The following is a 12,698-nucleotide window of genomic DNA, read 5'->3' as shown; positions in this document are numbered from 1 at the left end:
GCTAAGGTTGTGTTATGTTCAGTGTGTTCCGACCCCTTAAACCGATTACCCGAACGCCGCGTTCGAGCAGGCGGTCCCGGAGGGGTTGGTCGTTCGTCACGACGTACTCGCACTCGCCGCAGTCGGCGAGTTCGACGAGCGCGTCGTCGGCGTACGATGCATCCGTCTCCACCACGCGGCACCGCTCGGCCAGATCGCGACCGACGCTGGCGGCGGTGGCTTCCTCGCTCGCACCCGTCGCCAGCCGGTCGAGTTCCGCGATCACCGCGGGCGGCGTGATGAACTCGGCCTCGCCGAGCAGGCGTTCGAGTTCGTCGAACAGCCGCACGTCGCATTCGACCGGCATCATGAGCGCGCTGGTGTCCATGGCGACGGGTGGTCCTGTCACTTGAGCGTGCCGATGCCGATGAGTCGCCAGCGCGCGCCGACACGGCGGTTGATGGCGATCTGGTCGCCGGCCTCCGCACAGACGGGCCGTTTGAGCGATACCTCGCACTCGCCGGACCGGGCGCTGGTCACGGCGCCGACCGTCGTCGCGGTGCCGACGGTGAGCATCAGCGGCTCACCCGTCGAGATCTCCTCGATCTCCTCCCCTTCCTCGCCGACGACGCGGTCGAGGAGTTCCACGTCCATCTCGAAGGACTCGTAGGTCTGGGGGAGCGTCCCGGGTTCGCCGGCGACCTGGCCCGCGAGCGCGTCACCCTTCGTGAGCGACGGATCGAGGCCGGTACCGACGCCGAGGAGGCCGCCGGGGCGCGCCACCTCGACCGACTGCCCGCCGGCCTGGAGCGACCGCACCTCGGTCGTGATGGGCCGCCACTCGGTCTGACCCCCCTCCTCGACTTCGCGGCCAGGGCGGAGTTCGAGTTCGTCGCCGACTTCGAGCGTGCCGTCGACCAGACTGCCGCCAACGACACCGCCGCTGAGATCTTCCCACGTCGTCCCCGGGCGGTTGATGTCGAAACTGCGGGCGGCGAACATCCGCGCCGGATTGCTCTCGTCGCGGTCCGGCGTCGGAATCTCCTCCTCGATGGCGCCGATGAGGAGGTCCATGTTCACCTCCTGCTGGGCGCTGATGGGGACGATGGGGGCGTCCTCGGCGACGGTGCCCTCGACGAACTCTTCGATCTCCTCGTAGTTGCGGACCGCCTGCTCGCGGTCGACGAGGTCGATCTTGTTCTGGGCGATGACGATGTTCTCGACGCCGATGATGTCGAGCGCCATCAGGTGTTCTTCAGTCTGGGCCTGCGGGACCGGGTCGGTCGCGCTCACGACCAGCACCGCCCCGTCCATGAGCGCCGCGCCCGAGAGCATCGTCGCCATCAGCGTCTCGTGACCGGGGGCGTCGACGAAGGACACCGTCCGGAGCACGTCGCTCTCCGAGCCGTCTGGACAGGTCTCGTCGACGGTGAACGCCTCCGGTTCGTCGACCCCGGGACACTTGCGGAACGTCGCGTCCGCGTACCCGAGCCGAATGGAGATACCGCGTTTCATCTCCTCGGAGTGCTGGTCGGTCCACGACCCGCTGAGAGCCTGGACCAGCGTCGTCTTGCCGTGATCGACGTGGCCGACGAGGCCGATGTTCACCTCCGGTTGCTGGTGTGTTTCCGTCGCCATTGAGAGTAATCTTGGAGGATTTTCGCCCCCTGGCGGTGATAAACTTGCTGTTTGCCGACGCCGGTATCGACGCCTCTTTGCCTCGACCGACCCCACGACCGCTATGCTCCGGTACGTCACGACCAACGCGGGGAAAGTCCGCGAAGCCCGCGACTACCTCTCGGACGGATCGGTCTCGCAACTCGACTTCGACTACACCGAGATCCAGTCACCCGAACTCGAACCCATCGCCGCTCGCGGCGCCCGCGAGGCGTACCGCCACGCCGGCGAACCCGTCCTCGTCGACGACGCCGGTCTCTTTATCGACGCCCTCGACGGCTTCCCCGGCCCCTACTCCTCGTACGCCGAGGAGACGCTGGGCATCGAACGCGTGGGTGAGCTCGCACGCGACACGTCTCGTGGAGACGTGTCGGGCAGTCGGACGCAGTCCGACGAGGCGGCCGACCCCGCACGCGCCGCCTTCCGCTGTGTCCTCGCCTACTGCGACGGCGACCCCTTCGACGCCAGTCCCGACCCCATCGACCGCGGGGATCGGGCGGCCGCCGCGGCCGCGAGCGCGGACGACGAAGACGACGCGACTACCCTCCCCGTCAAGCTGTTCGAGGGCGTCGTCCGCGGGCGCATCGTCGAACCGCGCGGCGACGGCGGCTTCGGCTACGATCCCATCTTCGAACACGAGGGACAGACGTTCGCGGAGATGACGGCCGCCGAAAAGAACGCCGTCTCGCACCGCGGCCGGGCGCTCGGGAAGTTCTCGGAGTGGTACGCGACGCGATAGCGGCCGAACGCACTTGGTCCCGCTGGGACAACGGGTCCGTATGGCCCTCCACCAGCTCTCCGAGCGGTCGGTTCCCTGTTCGGTCCCCGTCCTCGTGGTCGGCCTCGCGGCAGCGATTCTGCTCGTCGTTCCGGCCGTGGCGGCGGGACCCCTGTCGCTCGTCGAAGCGTACCTCATCACGGTCGCGATCCTGATCCTCGCGGTCCTCAACGGCGCCCCGTACGCGGCGGTCGTCGCCGTCGGGACGTTCCCGCTGGTGTGGACCGGGAGCGCGGGCTACGCCTCGCCGGAGGCGGTGACCGGAAATCCGTCCACGGCCGCGGTGGCTGTCCGGCACGTCGTCGTCGGCTTCGGGTACGTCGTCGCGTCCGCGTGCGTGGGAAGCGTCCTCGTCGGTGCGGAACTGGCCGGCCTGCCGCTCCCGCGTGGGGTCGTGGTGCCGGCCGGCGCCGTCGTCGGCGGCCTGCTGACCGGCGGGGCGTTCGTCACCCTCCAGTTGTGGCGGTACCGGACGCTCGGCGTGACGCTCGACTGGCGGACGACGGCGACGACGACGGGGCTCGGTGTCCTGCTCGCGCTGTCGCCGGCGGTGACGTACTGGCGGTTCGGGGGGCGACTGGGTGGGCTGTAGCGACGGGGCGCCTCGCCCGCATCACGCCCGCGGGTCCCGATCCGGCCCCGGGTACTCGCCGCCCACGACTTCGCGGTAGAGGCTCTCGGCGTCGAACAGCGTGTCGAAGGCGCGGGGATGACGGGGACTGGTCTCGACGCGGCCGCGGAGGGCGGCGCCGGCAGATGCGGATCGCAGCGAGTCGTCGAGCGTCAGGAGGTGCATCGCGCCGCCGCGGTAGGCCGTGGCGAGCGCCGGGTGATCCTCGGCGGGGTGGGAGACGAACTCGCACTCCCGCTCGATGCGGGTGCGCCAGTCCCGGGCCAGGGCGGCGTCGCCGAGTTCGCGGATCACGGCCTCGGCGTCGTCGAGCAAGTGGTCGCTGGCGACGAGCGTCAGCCACGAGTGCTCGCGGACGTGATCGAGCGCCGCCCGCGACGGCCCGCCGACGAGTACGTCGGCGGCGAGTACGTCCGCGTCGGCGGTGACGCGGGCGGGCGACGGCTCGATCATCGGCCGGCAACCTCGCCGTCGGCGTCGTCCGCGCGGTGCCGGCGAAGCGTATCGGTCACGTCCGACTCGGTCGGATCGTAGCGCTCGGCGCGTTCGAAGAGGTCGGCCCAAGTCACACGTGAGCGTCGGTGGGCCCCCACAAAGAGCCTTCCCCGGCGCGTATCGCGTGACGGCATCCGCATGTCTGACGCATATTTAAGTCGGGGGCTGGCAAGTGTACGACCGGGCGCGCACCACCGGCTTCAGTTCCCATCCTCCCCACCCGCGCGCCCGGCACACCCCACTGGCACCTCGGTGCTCGGCGCCGTTCCCCCACGGCGCCGCCTTCGGCGACGGGTAGCCGAAGCTCCGTTCACACGCTCACGGGGCCGGGTACCGAGACGGGGTGCGAATCCATTATCCAGCGTCACGAACCGTTCGGACCGCGAGGCCAACGGCGCGAAAGGCCAGGTCGACGAGCACCAGCGCCACCAATCCGTAGACGGCGATTGGCCAGTGGGCGAGGAGGCGGTCGAGCACGTCGACGACGGTCGACAGCGAGCGCGTCACGACGCCGTCGAGGACGGCGAGGCCGAGCAGGGCGAACGGGAGCATCGTCGCGAGCGTCTCGGCGAACCCCTCGCTGTACTGGGCCGCCGCTCTGACGGTCACGGCGATCCCGAGCGACGCCAGCGCCGTGGCGACCACGTCGAACGTCGGCGCGAGGACGAGGATCCCTGCCGTGAACGCGAGGATCCACGTCCCGACGAGCAACGGTGGGAGAATCAGTCGGGCGGCTAGCCGGAGGCCCCGGTCGACGACGTTCGCCGGTACCGGGTGGGCACGGCCGAACTCGCGCCGGACGACGCGACGACCGCACACCCGGACGAACGCCCCGCAGGCGACGAAGCCGACGGCGTTGAGCGCGAACGCCAGCCACGCGCGCTCGACGGCGAGAAAGCCCGCGGCTCCTGACATCCACACCCCACCCCCGAACCACTCGATTACCGGCAACACGACGGAACGCCGAAGCGTTCCGGTGGCGGCGACTTGAAACTATAGTATCGAGGAGTCGGCGGCGGGGACACCGTCGTTCAGGGGTTCGGGAAAGGACCGACGCTGGATGCCTGACGCGGGGGCGAGCGCCTCCACGAGGCGCAGAAAAGCACGATTTCGAAGATTGGAAGACGACCGAACGCGGCTACGGCGTGGTGATTCAGCACGGAATCCTCTGCGCTGATCTGGCGGAGTTGTTCCGCGAAGGCCTGAATGCCGGTCGGTTTCAACAGCTACGTCACGTACTCCATGGGCATCGGCCAGCGAGCCAATCAACAGCGGTTAGATAACGCCGACCGCAAGATTGAGTGCCTGTGGCAGCAGTACGCTGATGAAAATTTGCGACCACATCGTGAACGTCGTCGGGTAGGTCTTCGTGTCTCGAACGTGCTGTAGCCGGGTCGTGATCCGTTCGTATTCGGATTCGTCGGCGATTTCGGCCTCGTGGATGTCGAAGGGCTTGTCCATCGTGTTCCGAAGGTCATCTTCCAATTCCCGGATTCGCCGGTCTTTCTCGGCTTTCATTATCGAGTGCACCCGGGACATCGAATACCCAATTGTTAGAATACCCACAATCCAGGCAACAGACAGCGTGAGTTGAATGACTGGGCCGGGGGTTCCGTAGGGTGTTGTCGTGAACTCCGAGAGTAGCACCGGTGCGTACGTCTGGACGAAATACAGCAGCAGTGCCCCGGTGTAGACGTAGTACGAGCGTTTGAGCAACTCACCGATCGGGCCAAAGCCGCCCATCTTCCGCGGATCATAGAAGAACAGGCCGAGATCGGCCCGCTGCAATCGCCGCGGGACCGACACGTGGACGGCAAAATACGAGAGGCCGAAATCAACGATAGCGGGTAAATAAATCAACGGGAACGTCACGAGGGTTCCGAAGAGGAACAGTCCGATCCCGTCGATCGCAATCAAATTCCCCCAGCCTAAGACGAAGAACCCGAACGCGTTGTTCACGATCACAACCACCAGCAGGACACCGACACGGAGCCGAAAGGGGACCAACGACTCGAATGGTGTGGCGTCGATATCCGAGTCTCTGTCTTCGATTCGGAGTGCAGCAATCGCACTGGCATAGCTATCGTGAATATACCGCCCTCCAACGACTGCGAGAATGACCATCGCTGGGACTGCCAGCGAATTGGGCTCGACCAGAAACGAGTTCTTTCCGGAGATAAAGTAATTGTAGAGATCAAAAATCCCGTATTCGATCCCGATGCCGACTGCGACGAGAAGGTACGGTGGGTAAAGGTCCGGGCCGGGGAGGCGGCGTGCAAGCACATCGAACTGAAGCCACTCAGCGATTGCTTCGGTGAGAAGGCGGTCACGGAACCGATTCTGTGTCCCCTCCGGCATACGTGCTCATTTTCCGCACCCGGTTTCAAACTTTACCCAGCACAGTGTTCACAGAAGACGGACACTACGTCTGGGTGGGTCGGTCTGACGGACCATCCCGGCCGACGAGTTGGCGACTGCTGTTGGCCAGTACGTCCTCGGCGAGATTTCTCTCGGGAAGGCCGCCGAAGCGGCAGGGATGTCCCGCTGGGAGTTCGAGGAAGTGCTTCGGGACGCCGGATTCGACGCGCTGTACGGGCCGCGGACGGACGACCAGCTGGAAGAGGAACTCGACACCGCCCGGAACCTTGGCGAGTAGATGGCTGGACGGTATCCGGGTCCGGTATTTCTCGACGCGACCGTCGTCAGCAACTTTGCCAGCACGGACGGAATTGGATTTCTCACGACAGTACTCGAATCGTCGGTCGTCGTACCAGCCGTTCGGAAGGAGATCGAAGGCGGAGCGCGGTCCGAATACGAGTATCTCGGCGTAGCAGTCGATGCCCTCAGCGAGTCGCTACCCGTTCGAGAGGTACCGTCCGAAGCCGACGACTCGGATATCCGTGACCGGCTCGGCGCCGATGAAGCAGAATCGATACCGGGAGTGCTCGCCCACGGTGGAACGGTAGCGACGGACGACCTGGCCGCCCGCCGAGTCGCCGAGAACAGGGAGATTCCCGTCACGGGATCGATTGGACTGCTCGTGCTAGGTGTCGAATGCGGGACGGTTCCAGCGAAACTGCTGACGACTGGCTCGATACGTGGCGGGAACGCCGAGGGTACTACGCGCCGGTCGAAAGCGTGAACGAGTTACTGGACGAGGAATCGTAGGAGCGTGTGCAGTCTGCGCCGCAGGCGCAAGCCTAGACCGGGATTTGAACAGCGTCAGACGGTCGCTCCCTGCGGTCGCGCTGCGACTGACTGACTCAAATCCACGGGCGGCTTTCGTTCACTCGGAACCCTCGCTGTCGCTCGGGGTTCGAGTTCACAGAAAGCCTAGGCCGGGATTTGAACCCGGGCTCTCGTCCTTACCAAGGACGCGCTTTACCGCTAAGCTACCCAGGCACGCGTACACCGCTTGGCCGGAGCCGTCTTTATTGGTTTCGATTTACGGGTCGGCGGCGGAGGGGGCAGGGTCGCCACCGGCGAGCGCGAGGATACGGTCGGCCGTCGAGTCGGGGAGGGCCGATTCGGGCGGCGGCAGGTCGCCCTCGAACTCGCGAGCGAGGCCATCGGCGTAGTCGAGGAGTTCGTCACCCGGAGCGACGCCGACGGCGGTCGTGCCAGCGGCGACGGCGAGGGCGAACACGTCGGCTTCGAGGTTGCGGTCGAGCGTCTCGTGGTCGGTGTCGGCCTGGCGACGACGCGTCTGGTTCCGGCCGAACGCCCGGACGACCTCGACGGCGCGGTCGGCCGTCTCGGTCCGGGCGAGGAGGTAGAACCCCCGGGAGACGAGCACGTCGGCGGCGAGGATGTCGAGGTCGGCCTGCCGCGCGGCGTCGTTCTCGCCGTCAGCCCAGGGTTCGTCGTGGGCCAGCGTGCGAGTGAGCCGGAGGCCTTCGTAGATGAGCTGGACGCCTGCCGCCCGTTCGGCGAGGGGGGCGGCGTCGACGCTCGGATCGAGCGTGTGGGCGCTCAGCAACGTCAGGACACTGGGCGTCATCGAGGCGTCCGCGAGCCGGTCGCGAAGCACCTCGCGGAGCCGTTCGGGTTCGATGTCGGCGAGCGCGTCGCAGGCGGCACGCCGGGCCCGTACGGCGTTGTCCATTACCGATTGGTAGCGGTGGGAGAGCCAAAGACCTTTGGAAACGCAGGCCAGCGCGTCGGCCAGCGGGGCAGAGTGTGTGGGTGACAGGGCGCCACCGAACGCACCGATTTACAGGTACAGCGGATCGGGCGCGGGCGGCATCTCGCGTTTGTGTGCGCTCCGCTCGTAGAGGTCGACGACGCGTTCGACCTGCTCGGCGGTCACGTCGAGGTGGCGGACCGTGGCCGAGAGCGAGAGCGGACCGTCGACGTGGAGCGCGAGGATAGCGTCGAGCGTGTCGTAGCCGACGCCCATCTCGGCCTCGTCGGTCTGGCCCAGCCACATCTCCGCGGAGGGCGTCTTGTGCACGAGGTCGTCGTCAACGCCGAGGTGGGCGGCGAGCTGTCGCACCTGCTGTTTGTAGAGGTTGCCGATGGGGTGGCAGTCGACCGCGCCGTCGCCGTACTTCGTGAAGTAGCCGGTGAGCGCCTCGCTCCGGTTGCCCGTCCCGAGGACGACCCGGTTCTCCGCGTTGGCGACGAAGTAGTCGAGGACGGCCCGAATCCGCACCCGGACGTTCCCGGCGGCCGTCCGGAGCGGGTCGGTCTCGACCCGTTCGTCGGTCGTCTCGCCGGGGAAGGCGTCGACGAAGGCGTCGAAGATCGGGCCGATGTCGATCACGTCGTACTCGATGTCGAGATCACGAGCGACGCGTTCGGCGTCGCTCATGTTGTCCGCCGCGTTCACGTCGCTCGGCATCACGAGGCCGTGGACGCGGTCGGTGCCGAGCGCCTCGACCGCGAGGTGTGCCGTCAGCGTGCTGTCGATCCCACCCGAGAGGCCGAGGACCGCCCCCTCGGCGCTGGCGCGGTCGACCACGTCCTCGATGAACGCCGTGATGTGCTCCCGCGTCGCCGCCAGTTCGTCCTCTGAGAGGCGCAGATCGAGCGGTGCCGACTCTGCCACAATGACGGATTCGTCGCTCATCGAGCACTAATACGGCTGCCGCTTTGAAATACTCTCGCGTTCGGGGAATCCGATGGACGCGCGTTCGCGCAGAAGATAGCAAACCGACCGGACCGACAGTTCACCTCACTCCACGTCGAGTTGGGTGTCGTCGACCGTACCGGCCGTTCCGCTGGACGCGTCCCGCCGCTCCCCGGTCGGCTGGTCGTCCTCGACAGATTCGACATCGGGCGCGGTGTCGGCGCCAGCGTCGGCGTCGGCGGCACCGTCCCGGATACGGAGGACGCGTTCGTACGGGAAGAAGTCCCGTCCGCCGGCGTGTGACACCCAGACGCCGGAGTCGTAGAAGTCGATGGTGTCGGCCTGCAGGTGGTCGCCGTCGTCGATGCTCGCCTCCTCGGTCAGATACACCGCGAACGATTGTTGGGCCGTCATGTCAGTTTCGAGCTACGATGGGCGGCGATATAATTCGTTCGCCGCGGGGGTCAGACCGCGGACCGTAGCCGTCGCCGAACCGCGAACGAGTACCGGGACGCGCGCACCCACTCGTCGACGCTCGTCTCGACGATATCGCCGGACGAGTACACAAAGTCGTCGTCGAACGCGATGACGTGGGTCGGCCACGGGTACGGAAGTTCCCAGCAGAACGCGATGCCGACGGCGGGACGCTCCCGAGCGACGGCCGACGCGAGGGCGACGAGGGCGTAATCCTCGCAGTCGCCGCGGCCCGTCTCGACACACGCGCGTGGCTGTTGGGCGAAATCCCGGAATCCGTTCCAGGCGTCCGCCGTCCACTCGTACACGGACCGCGACCACGCGTCGAAATCGAAGGTCCGCCACCAGTCGTCGCGGTCGACGTAGCGATCCGGGGCGAGGAAGGTGAGCGGCGTCCACCGTCGAAGGTTCATGTGGTACGATAACGTGTCAACGGAGATAGCGTCATCGGGCATGGGGCACCGGCAGTCCCGCATCCGATGTATTTATACGATTCATGGGCCTTTGTTCGCACGTCGACGCGCGCCGTTGGTCCAGTGGTAGGACAGTGGCTTCCCAAGCCACTAGCCCGGGTTCAATTCCCGGACGGCGCATCTCCTTCCGACCACTGCGAGTGAGGAGCGTCAGCGACGAGCGAGCCGTGAGGAAGGAGTACGTGACTCGGGAATTGAACCCTATCAGTCGCGCGCAGCGAACGGAGTGAGCGAGCACGTCTGATTCTGGTTCAATTCCCGGACGGCGCACTCCCTACGGTCGTTTGCCGTCCGACTTCCCGCTCGCTCCACTCGCGGGAATCCCGGACGGCGCATTTTCGAGCGACGCGAGAAAATCGCTGGAAGAAAATCGACCGACGAGAGCCCCCTATCGCGGGGATTGTGGCCGCATGATGGTCAGCAGGAACGTCTCGTCGTCGTACTCCATCGGGGCTGCCGTGATATCGGAGGGGATGGCGTCGCCGTTACGGGTGTAGCAGATCGACTGGATGCGCCGACAGCTGTCGGTATCGATCAAGGTGCGGCCGATGTCGAGATACAGCTCGTAATCCTCGGGATGAATCTCGGCGATATCGGTTCCGACGAGTTCCTCGTAGGAATATTCGAGGAGATCACAGGCCCGAGGATTCGCATCGACGATCACGGCGTCGGCGACATCGAGGATAAAGATGCCGTCGAAGGCGTTCTCGAAGATGGCTTCGAACTGGCGTCGACGCTTCCTAGCTACCCGTTTATTGTGGTAGTTCTCGATAGCCGATGCGACACAGTTGGCTAATCGGTCGTACTGCTCCTGTCCTCCCTTCTGGAGGTAGTCGGTGACGCCGGCTTCGATGGCCTCGCTCGCAATCTCCTCGGATCCCCGGCCGGTGAACAGGATAAACGGCAGGTCGGGATCCTCGGCTCGAACTGCCGCGAGTAACTCCAGCCCGTCCATCTGGGGCATCTGGTAGTCGCTGACCACACACGACAGCCCATCGTCGAGAGCGTCGATGACGGCCTGCGGGTCGGTTTCAGTCGTCACTTCCAGGCCGCGCTGTTCGAGCATCAGGGCGGTCGTATCGACGAGATCTTGATCGTCGTCGACGACGATAATGTGCCACCCAGTAGACTGGTTGGAAGGACGTGCTCGAATACCCATGTTAATAATTCATATTATGATGTCATTTAACTATCGGCTCTACGGATTCGGCCCGGCGCGACACGACAGCATCAGTAGCCAGCAGATTCGTCGCCGTTCGATGTGCCGAGCGGGACATCGTCGGGGAAGTACGCACTGGCGCTACGGCTGCCGCTCGTCGATCACGCCCCGCAACCGTTCCGTCGCCTCCGCGTCGTACCGCAACACCCGACGCCACCACGGCCCCTTCCCCGAATCGCTCGATAGCTCGGTCACCAGCGTCCCGGCTGTCGCACCCGCCTCGGGTGCGCTCAGCGGCACTGCCCGATCCAGAAGTCGGGATTCGTCGCTCCCAGCCACCAGCACCTTCGCGTCGAAATCCTCGCGCTTGACGTGGGCGTTGCTCGCAAATCGGTCGCGGTCCGCAGGGACGAGGCCCCGGTACGTTTCGCCCGTGATCGCTCGTTCGACCCGAAACTCGCCGATCAGGTAGGCGCCCCACTCGGGCGGGAAGTCGGGCGCATCGGCGGGGTCGCCCCGAAGCGAGAGCGTCGCGTAGAAAAAGAGGGAGTCGCCGGAGTCGAGCGTCGACAGCGGCCCGGCCTTCACGCCGTGTTCGTCGCCGTAGGTGTAGGTCGTCGACCCGTGGACACCCGCGAACTCGGGGTCGAGGTGGATTCGCCGGTCGGCCACCTCGCTCACGTCTACGTCGAGCGGAAAGGAGAGGTCGCCGTACGTCGGCACCGATTCGGCCGTCGGTTCGCGTTCGGGAATGGGAACGTACGCGAACCGGCCGTCAGGGCGGACGGGACCGCGGAAGCCGGGGAGCGTGGTGTTGGCGCCGACGTTGATGGCGATGGCTCGGGGGCGGCCCTGCGGGCTCATGCGGGCACGAACCGAATAAGGCGGTCGTCGGACGCGACGGGCGACCCCCGGCCGTCGCGGTTGCTCGTCACGGCGTGGAGGTGGCCCTCGGGCCCGGTGAACACCGTCCGAATCCGGCCGTACTCGCCCTCGACCAGTCGCTCCCCTTCGACGACGGTGGCCGCGTCGCCCGTCCCCTCGAACCGCATCCGGCGGACGTGTTCGGCCTTGAGCGTCCCGAAGAAGAAGTCGCCCTGCCACGCCTCGATAGGCCCGTCGTAGAACGCCGCGCTCGCGGGCGCGATGGTGGGCGAGTAACTGGTGATCGGATCGGTGAAGCGGTCGTCGTCGCTCTGTCCGCGCACCTCGGGCCAACCGTAGTTCCGCCCCGGCCGCAGGACGTTTATCTCGTCCGCGACCCGCGGCCCGTGTTCGGTGCTGTAGAGCATCCCGTCACGGACGACGAGACCCTGCGGGTTGCGGTGGCCGTAGCTGAACACGGGGGAGTCGAACGGGTTGTCGGGGTGGGGGTCGCCGTCGAGCGTCACGCGGAGGACCGAGCCCGCGAGTACGTCGCGCTGCTGGGCGTTCGAGCCGACGGAGGCGTCGCCGCAGGTCATATAGAGAGCGTCGTCGTGGACGAGGAGGCGACCGCCGTCGTGAATCGGGGCGCCGGGAATATCCGTGAGGAGCGGGTCGCCCGCCCAGTCGTCGGTCAGGTCGTGACGGACGAGGCGGTTGGCCAGACCGTCGGCCGTCTCGTAGGTCTGGTGGGTGTAGGCGTACGGCTCCGAAGGGTGGAAGGCGAGGCCGAGCAGGCCACCTTCGCCGACGTGTTCGACACCGGAGACGGCATCGACGACTGGGTCGACCTCGCCGTCGACGAGACGGACGATCCGCCCCGGACGCTCGGTCAGGTAGAGCGTGCCGTCGCGGTAGGCAGCCCCCCACGGAACCTCGAGGTCGGTGGCGAGCGTCTCGACGGCGACGCCGCTGTCGGTGGTGGTGGCGGCAGTATCGTCCCCGTCGGAACCCGACCGCCCGGCACAGCCGCCGAGTACGGCGGCGGCCCCGAGGGTCACGAGGTAGCGTCGGCGGTCCATATCGGGGGGTAGGAC

General features: G+C 66.5%; 16 protein-coding genes and 2 tRNA genes. 5 read left to right on the top strand and 13 right to left on the bottom strand.

Features of this window, described 5'->3' with window-relative positions; translation table 11 throughout:
* Position 1: 1 nt before the first annotated feature.
* Both DU502_RS01835 and DU502_RS01830 read right to left on the bottom strand, forming a co-directional pair.
* Positions 2-367 carry a DUF188 domain-containing protein gene (locus tag DU502_RS01835; RefSeq protein WP_121920060.1) on the bottom strand — a complete coding sequence of 122 codons (366 nt, stop codon included), beginning with the start codon at positions 365-367 and terminating at the stop codon, positions 2-4.
* 17 nt (positions 368-384) lie between these two features.
* Positions 385-1,617, bottom strand: a complete 1,233-nt coding sequence (locus tag DU502_RS01830; RefSeq protein WP_121920061.1) for a translation initiation factor IF-2 subunit gamma — start codon at positions 1,615-1,617, stop codon at positions 385-387.
* 103 nt (positions 1,618-1,720) lie between these two features.
* Here DU502_RS01830 and DU502_RS01825 point away from each other — a divergent pair, with 103 nt between their 5' ends.
* A complete protein-coding gene (locus DU502_RS01825; RefSeq protein WP_121920062.1) occupies positions 1,721-2,395 on the top strand; it encodes a non-canonical purine NTP pyrophosphatase in 675 nt (224 codons plus the stop codon).
* A 40-nt stretch (positions 2,396-2,435) separates the two neighbouring features.
* Positions 2,436-3,026 (top strand): hypothetical protein, encoded by a 591-nt coding sequence (locus tag DU502_RS01820; protein WP_121920063.1) that lies wholly within the window; start codon positions 2,436-2,438, stop codon positions 3,024-3,026.
* 21 nt (positions 3,027-3,047) lie between these two features.
* Here DU502_RS01820 and DU502_RS01815 read toward each other — a convergent pair whose 3' ends face one another.
* The 3 genes from DU502_RS01815 to DU502_RS01805 form a co-directional block, all read right to left on the bottom strand.
* Positions 3,048-3,518 (bottom strand): DUF7384 family protein, encoded by a 471-nt coding sequence (locus tag DU502_RS01815; RefSeq protein WP_121920064.1) that lies wholly within the window; start codon positions 3,516-3,518, stop codon positions 3,048-3,050.
* A 396-nt stretch (positions 3,519-3,914) separates the two neighbouring features.
* A complete protein-coding gene (locus tag DU502_RS01810; protein ID WP_121920065.1) occupies positions 3,915-4,475 on the bottom strand; it encodes a hypothetical protein in 561 nt (186 codons plus the stop codon).
* Positions 4,476-4,835: 360 nt separating this feature from the next.
* Entirely contained in the window at positions 4,836-5,918 is a 1,083-nt protein-coding gene (locus tag DU502_RS01805; protein WP_121920066.1) for a hypothetical protein, read from the bottom strand.
* 109 nt (positions 5,919-6,027) lie between these two features.
* Between DU502_RS01805 and DU502_RS01800 the strand changes: the two genes are divergently transcribed.
* Positions 6,028-6,216 carry a UPF0175 family protein gene (locus tag DU502_RS01800; protein WP_241966789.1) on the top strand — a complete coding sequence of 63 codons (189 nt, stop codon included), beginning with the start codon at positions 6,028-6,030 and terminating at the stop codon, positions 6,214-6,216.
* Positions 6,217-6,702 (top strand): hypothetical protein, encoded by a 486-nt coding sequence (locus DU502_RS01795; protein WP_121920068.1) that lies wholly within the window; start codon positions 6,217-6,219, stop codon positions 6,700-6,702.
* Between the two features lie 188 nt (positions 6,703-6,890).
* Here DU502_RS01795 and DU502_RS01790 read toward each other — a convergent pair.
* From DU502_RS01790 to DU502_RS01770, 5 genes are all read right to left on the bottom strand, one after another.
* Positions 6,891-6,962, bottom strand: a tRNA-Thr gene (locus DU502_RS01790).
* Between the two features lie 43 nt (positions 6,963-7,005).
* Positions 7,006-7,665 carry a DUF7114 family protein gene (locus DU502_RS01785; protein ID WP_121920069.1) on the bottom strand — a complete coding sequence of 220 codons (660 nt, stop codon included), beginning with the start codon at positions 7,663-7,665 and terminating at the stop codon, positions 7,006-7,008.
* Between the two features lie 108 nt (positions 7,666-7,773).
* Entirely contained in the window at positions 7,774-8,631 is an 858-nt protein-coding gene (locus tag DU502_RS01780; RefSeq protein WP_121920070.1) for an NAD+ synthase, read from the bottom strand.
* Positions 8,632-8,736: 105 nt separating this feature from the next.
* Positions 8,737-9,045 carry a hypothetical protein gene (locus DU502_RS01775; protein WP_121920071.1) on the bottom strand — a complete coding sequence of 103 codons (309 nt, stop codon included), beginning with the start codon at positions 9,043-9,045 and terminating at the stop codon, positions 8,737-8,739.
* Between the two features lie 50 nt (positions 9,046-9,095).
* Positions 9,096-9,518 carry a hypothetical protein gene (locus tag DU502_RS01770; protein ID WP_121920072.1) on the bottom strand — a complete coding sequence of 141 codons (423 nt, stop codon included), beginning with the start codon at positions 9,516-9,518 and terminating at the stop codon, positions 9,096-9,098.
* A 109-nt stretch (positions 9,519-9,627) separates the two neighbouring features.
* On the opposite strand from DU502_RS01770, the gene DU502_RS01765 reads away from it, so the two are divergent.
* Positions 9,628-9,698, top strand: a tRNA-Gly gene (locus DU502_RS01765).
* Positions 9,699-9,966: 268 nt separating this feature from the next.
* Here DU502_RS01765 and DU502_RS01760 read toward each other — a convergent pair.
* The 3 genes from DU502_RS01760 to DU502_RS01750 all read right to left on the bottom strand — a co-directional run bounded on the left by DU502_RS01760 (position 9,967) and on the right by DU502_RS01750 (position 12,683).
* Positions 9,967-10,737, bottom strand: a complete 771-nt coding sequence (locus DU502_RS01760) for a response regulator (RefSeq protein ID WP_121920073.1) — start codon at positions 10,735-10,737, stop codon at positions 9,967-9,969.
* Positions 10,738-10,878: 141 nt separating this feature from the next.
* On the bottom strand, positions 10,879-11,601 hold the full coding sequence (locus tag DU502_RS01755) for an Nmad3 family putative nucleotide modification protein (RefSeq protein WP_121920074.1): 723 nt from the start codon (positions 11,599-11,601) through the stop codon (positions 10,879-10,881).
* On the bottom strand, positions 11,598-12,683 hold the full coding sequence (locus tag DU502_RS01750) for a PQQ-dependent sugar dehydrogenase (protein WP_121920075.1): 1,086 nt from the start codon (positions 12,681-12,683) through the stop codon (positions 11,598-11,600). Before DU502_RS01750 ends, DU502_RS01755 begins: the two co-directional genes overlap by 4 nt.
* Between the last annotated feature and the right edge of the window lie 15 nt (positions 12,684-12,698).

The organism is Haloplanus aerogenes (assembly GCF_003856835.1).
Classification (GTDB): domain Archaea; phylum Halobacteriota; class Halobacteria; order Halobacteriales; family Haloferacaceae; genus Haloplanus; species Haloplanus aerogenes.
Note: the sequence above shows the minus strand (reverse complement) of the source record. Positions and strands in the feature narration are given on the sequence as shown.

Bases quoted from the DNA above. Each gene is read 5' to 3' on its own strand.
- DU502_RS01835 (WP_121920060.1), bottom strand. From the start codon at position 367: ATGGACACCAGCGCGCTCATGATGCCGGTCGAATGCGACGTGCGGCTG.
- DU502_RS01830 (WP_121920061.1), bottom strand. From the start codon at position 1,617: ATGGCGACGGAAACACACCAGCAACCGGAGGTGAACATCGGCCTCGTC.
- DU502_RS01825 (WP_121920062.1), top strand. From the start codon at position 1,721: ATGCTCCGGTACGTCACGACCAACGCGGGGAAAGTCCGCGAAGCCCGC.
- DU502_RS01820 (WP_121920063.1), top strand. From the start codon at position 2,436: ATGGCCCTCCACCAGCTCTCCGAGCGGTCGGTTCCCTGTTCGGTCCCC.
- DU502_RS01815 (WP_121920064.1), bottom strand. From the start codon at position 3,518: ATGATCGAGCCGTCGCCCGCCCGCGTCACCGCCGACGCGGACGTACTC.
- DU502_RS01810 (WP_121920065.1), bottom strand. From the start codon at position 4,475: ATGTCAGGAGCCGCGGGCTTTCTCGCCGTCGAGCGCGCGTGGCTGGCG.
- DU502_RS01805 (WP_121920066.1), bottom strand. From the start codon at position 5,918: ATGCCGGAGGGGACACAGAATCGGTTCCGTGACCGCCTTCTCACCGAA.
- DU502_RS01795 (WP_121920068.1), top strand. From the start codon at position 6,217: ATGGCTGGACGGTATCCGGGTCCGGTATTTCTCGACGCGACCGTCGTC.
- DU502_RS01785 (WP_121920069.1), bottom strand. From the start codon at position 7,665: ATGGACAACGCCGTACGGGCCCGGCGTGCCGCCTGCGACGCGCTCGCC.
- DU502_RS01780 (WP_121920070.1), bottom strand. From the start codon at position 8,631: ATGAGCGACGAATCCGTCATTGTGGCAGAGTCGGCACCGCTCGATCTG.
- DU502_RS01775 (WP_121920071.1), bottom strand. From the start codon at position 9,045: ATGACGGCCCAACAATCGTTCGCGGTGTATCTGACCGAGGAGGCGAGC.
- DU502_RS01770 (WP_121920072.1), bottom strand. From the start codon at position 9,518: ATGAACCTTCGACGGTGGACGCCGCTCACCTTCCTCGCCCCGGATCGC.
- DU502_RS01760 (WP_121920073.1), bottom strand. From the start codon at position 10,737: ATGGGTATTCGAGCACGTCCTTCCAACCAGTCTACTGGGTGGCACATT.
- DU502_RS01755 (WP_121920074.1), bottom strand. From the start codon at position 11,601: ATGAGCCCGCAGGGCCGCCCCCGAGCCATCGCCATCAACGTCGGCGCC.
- DU502_RS01750 (WP_121920075.1), bottom strand. From the start codon at position 12,683: ATGGACCGCCGACGCTACCTCGTGACCCTCGGGGCCGCCGCCGTACTC.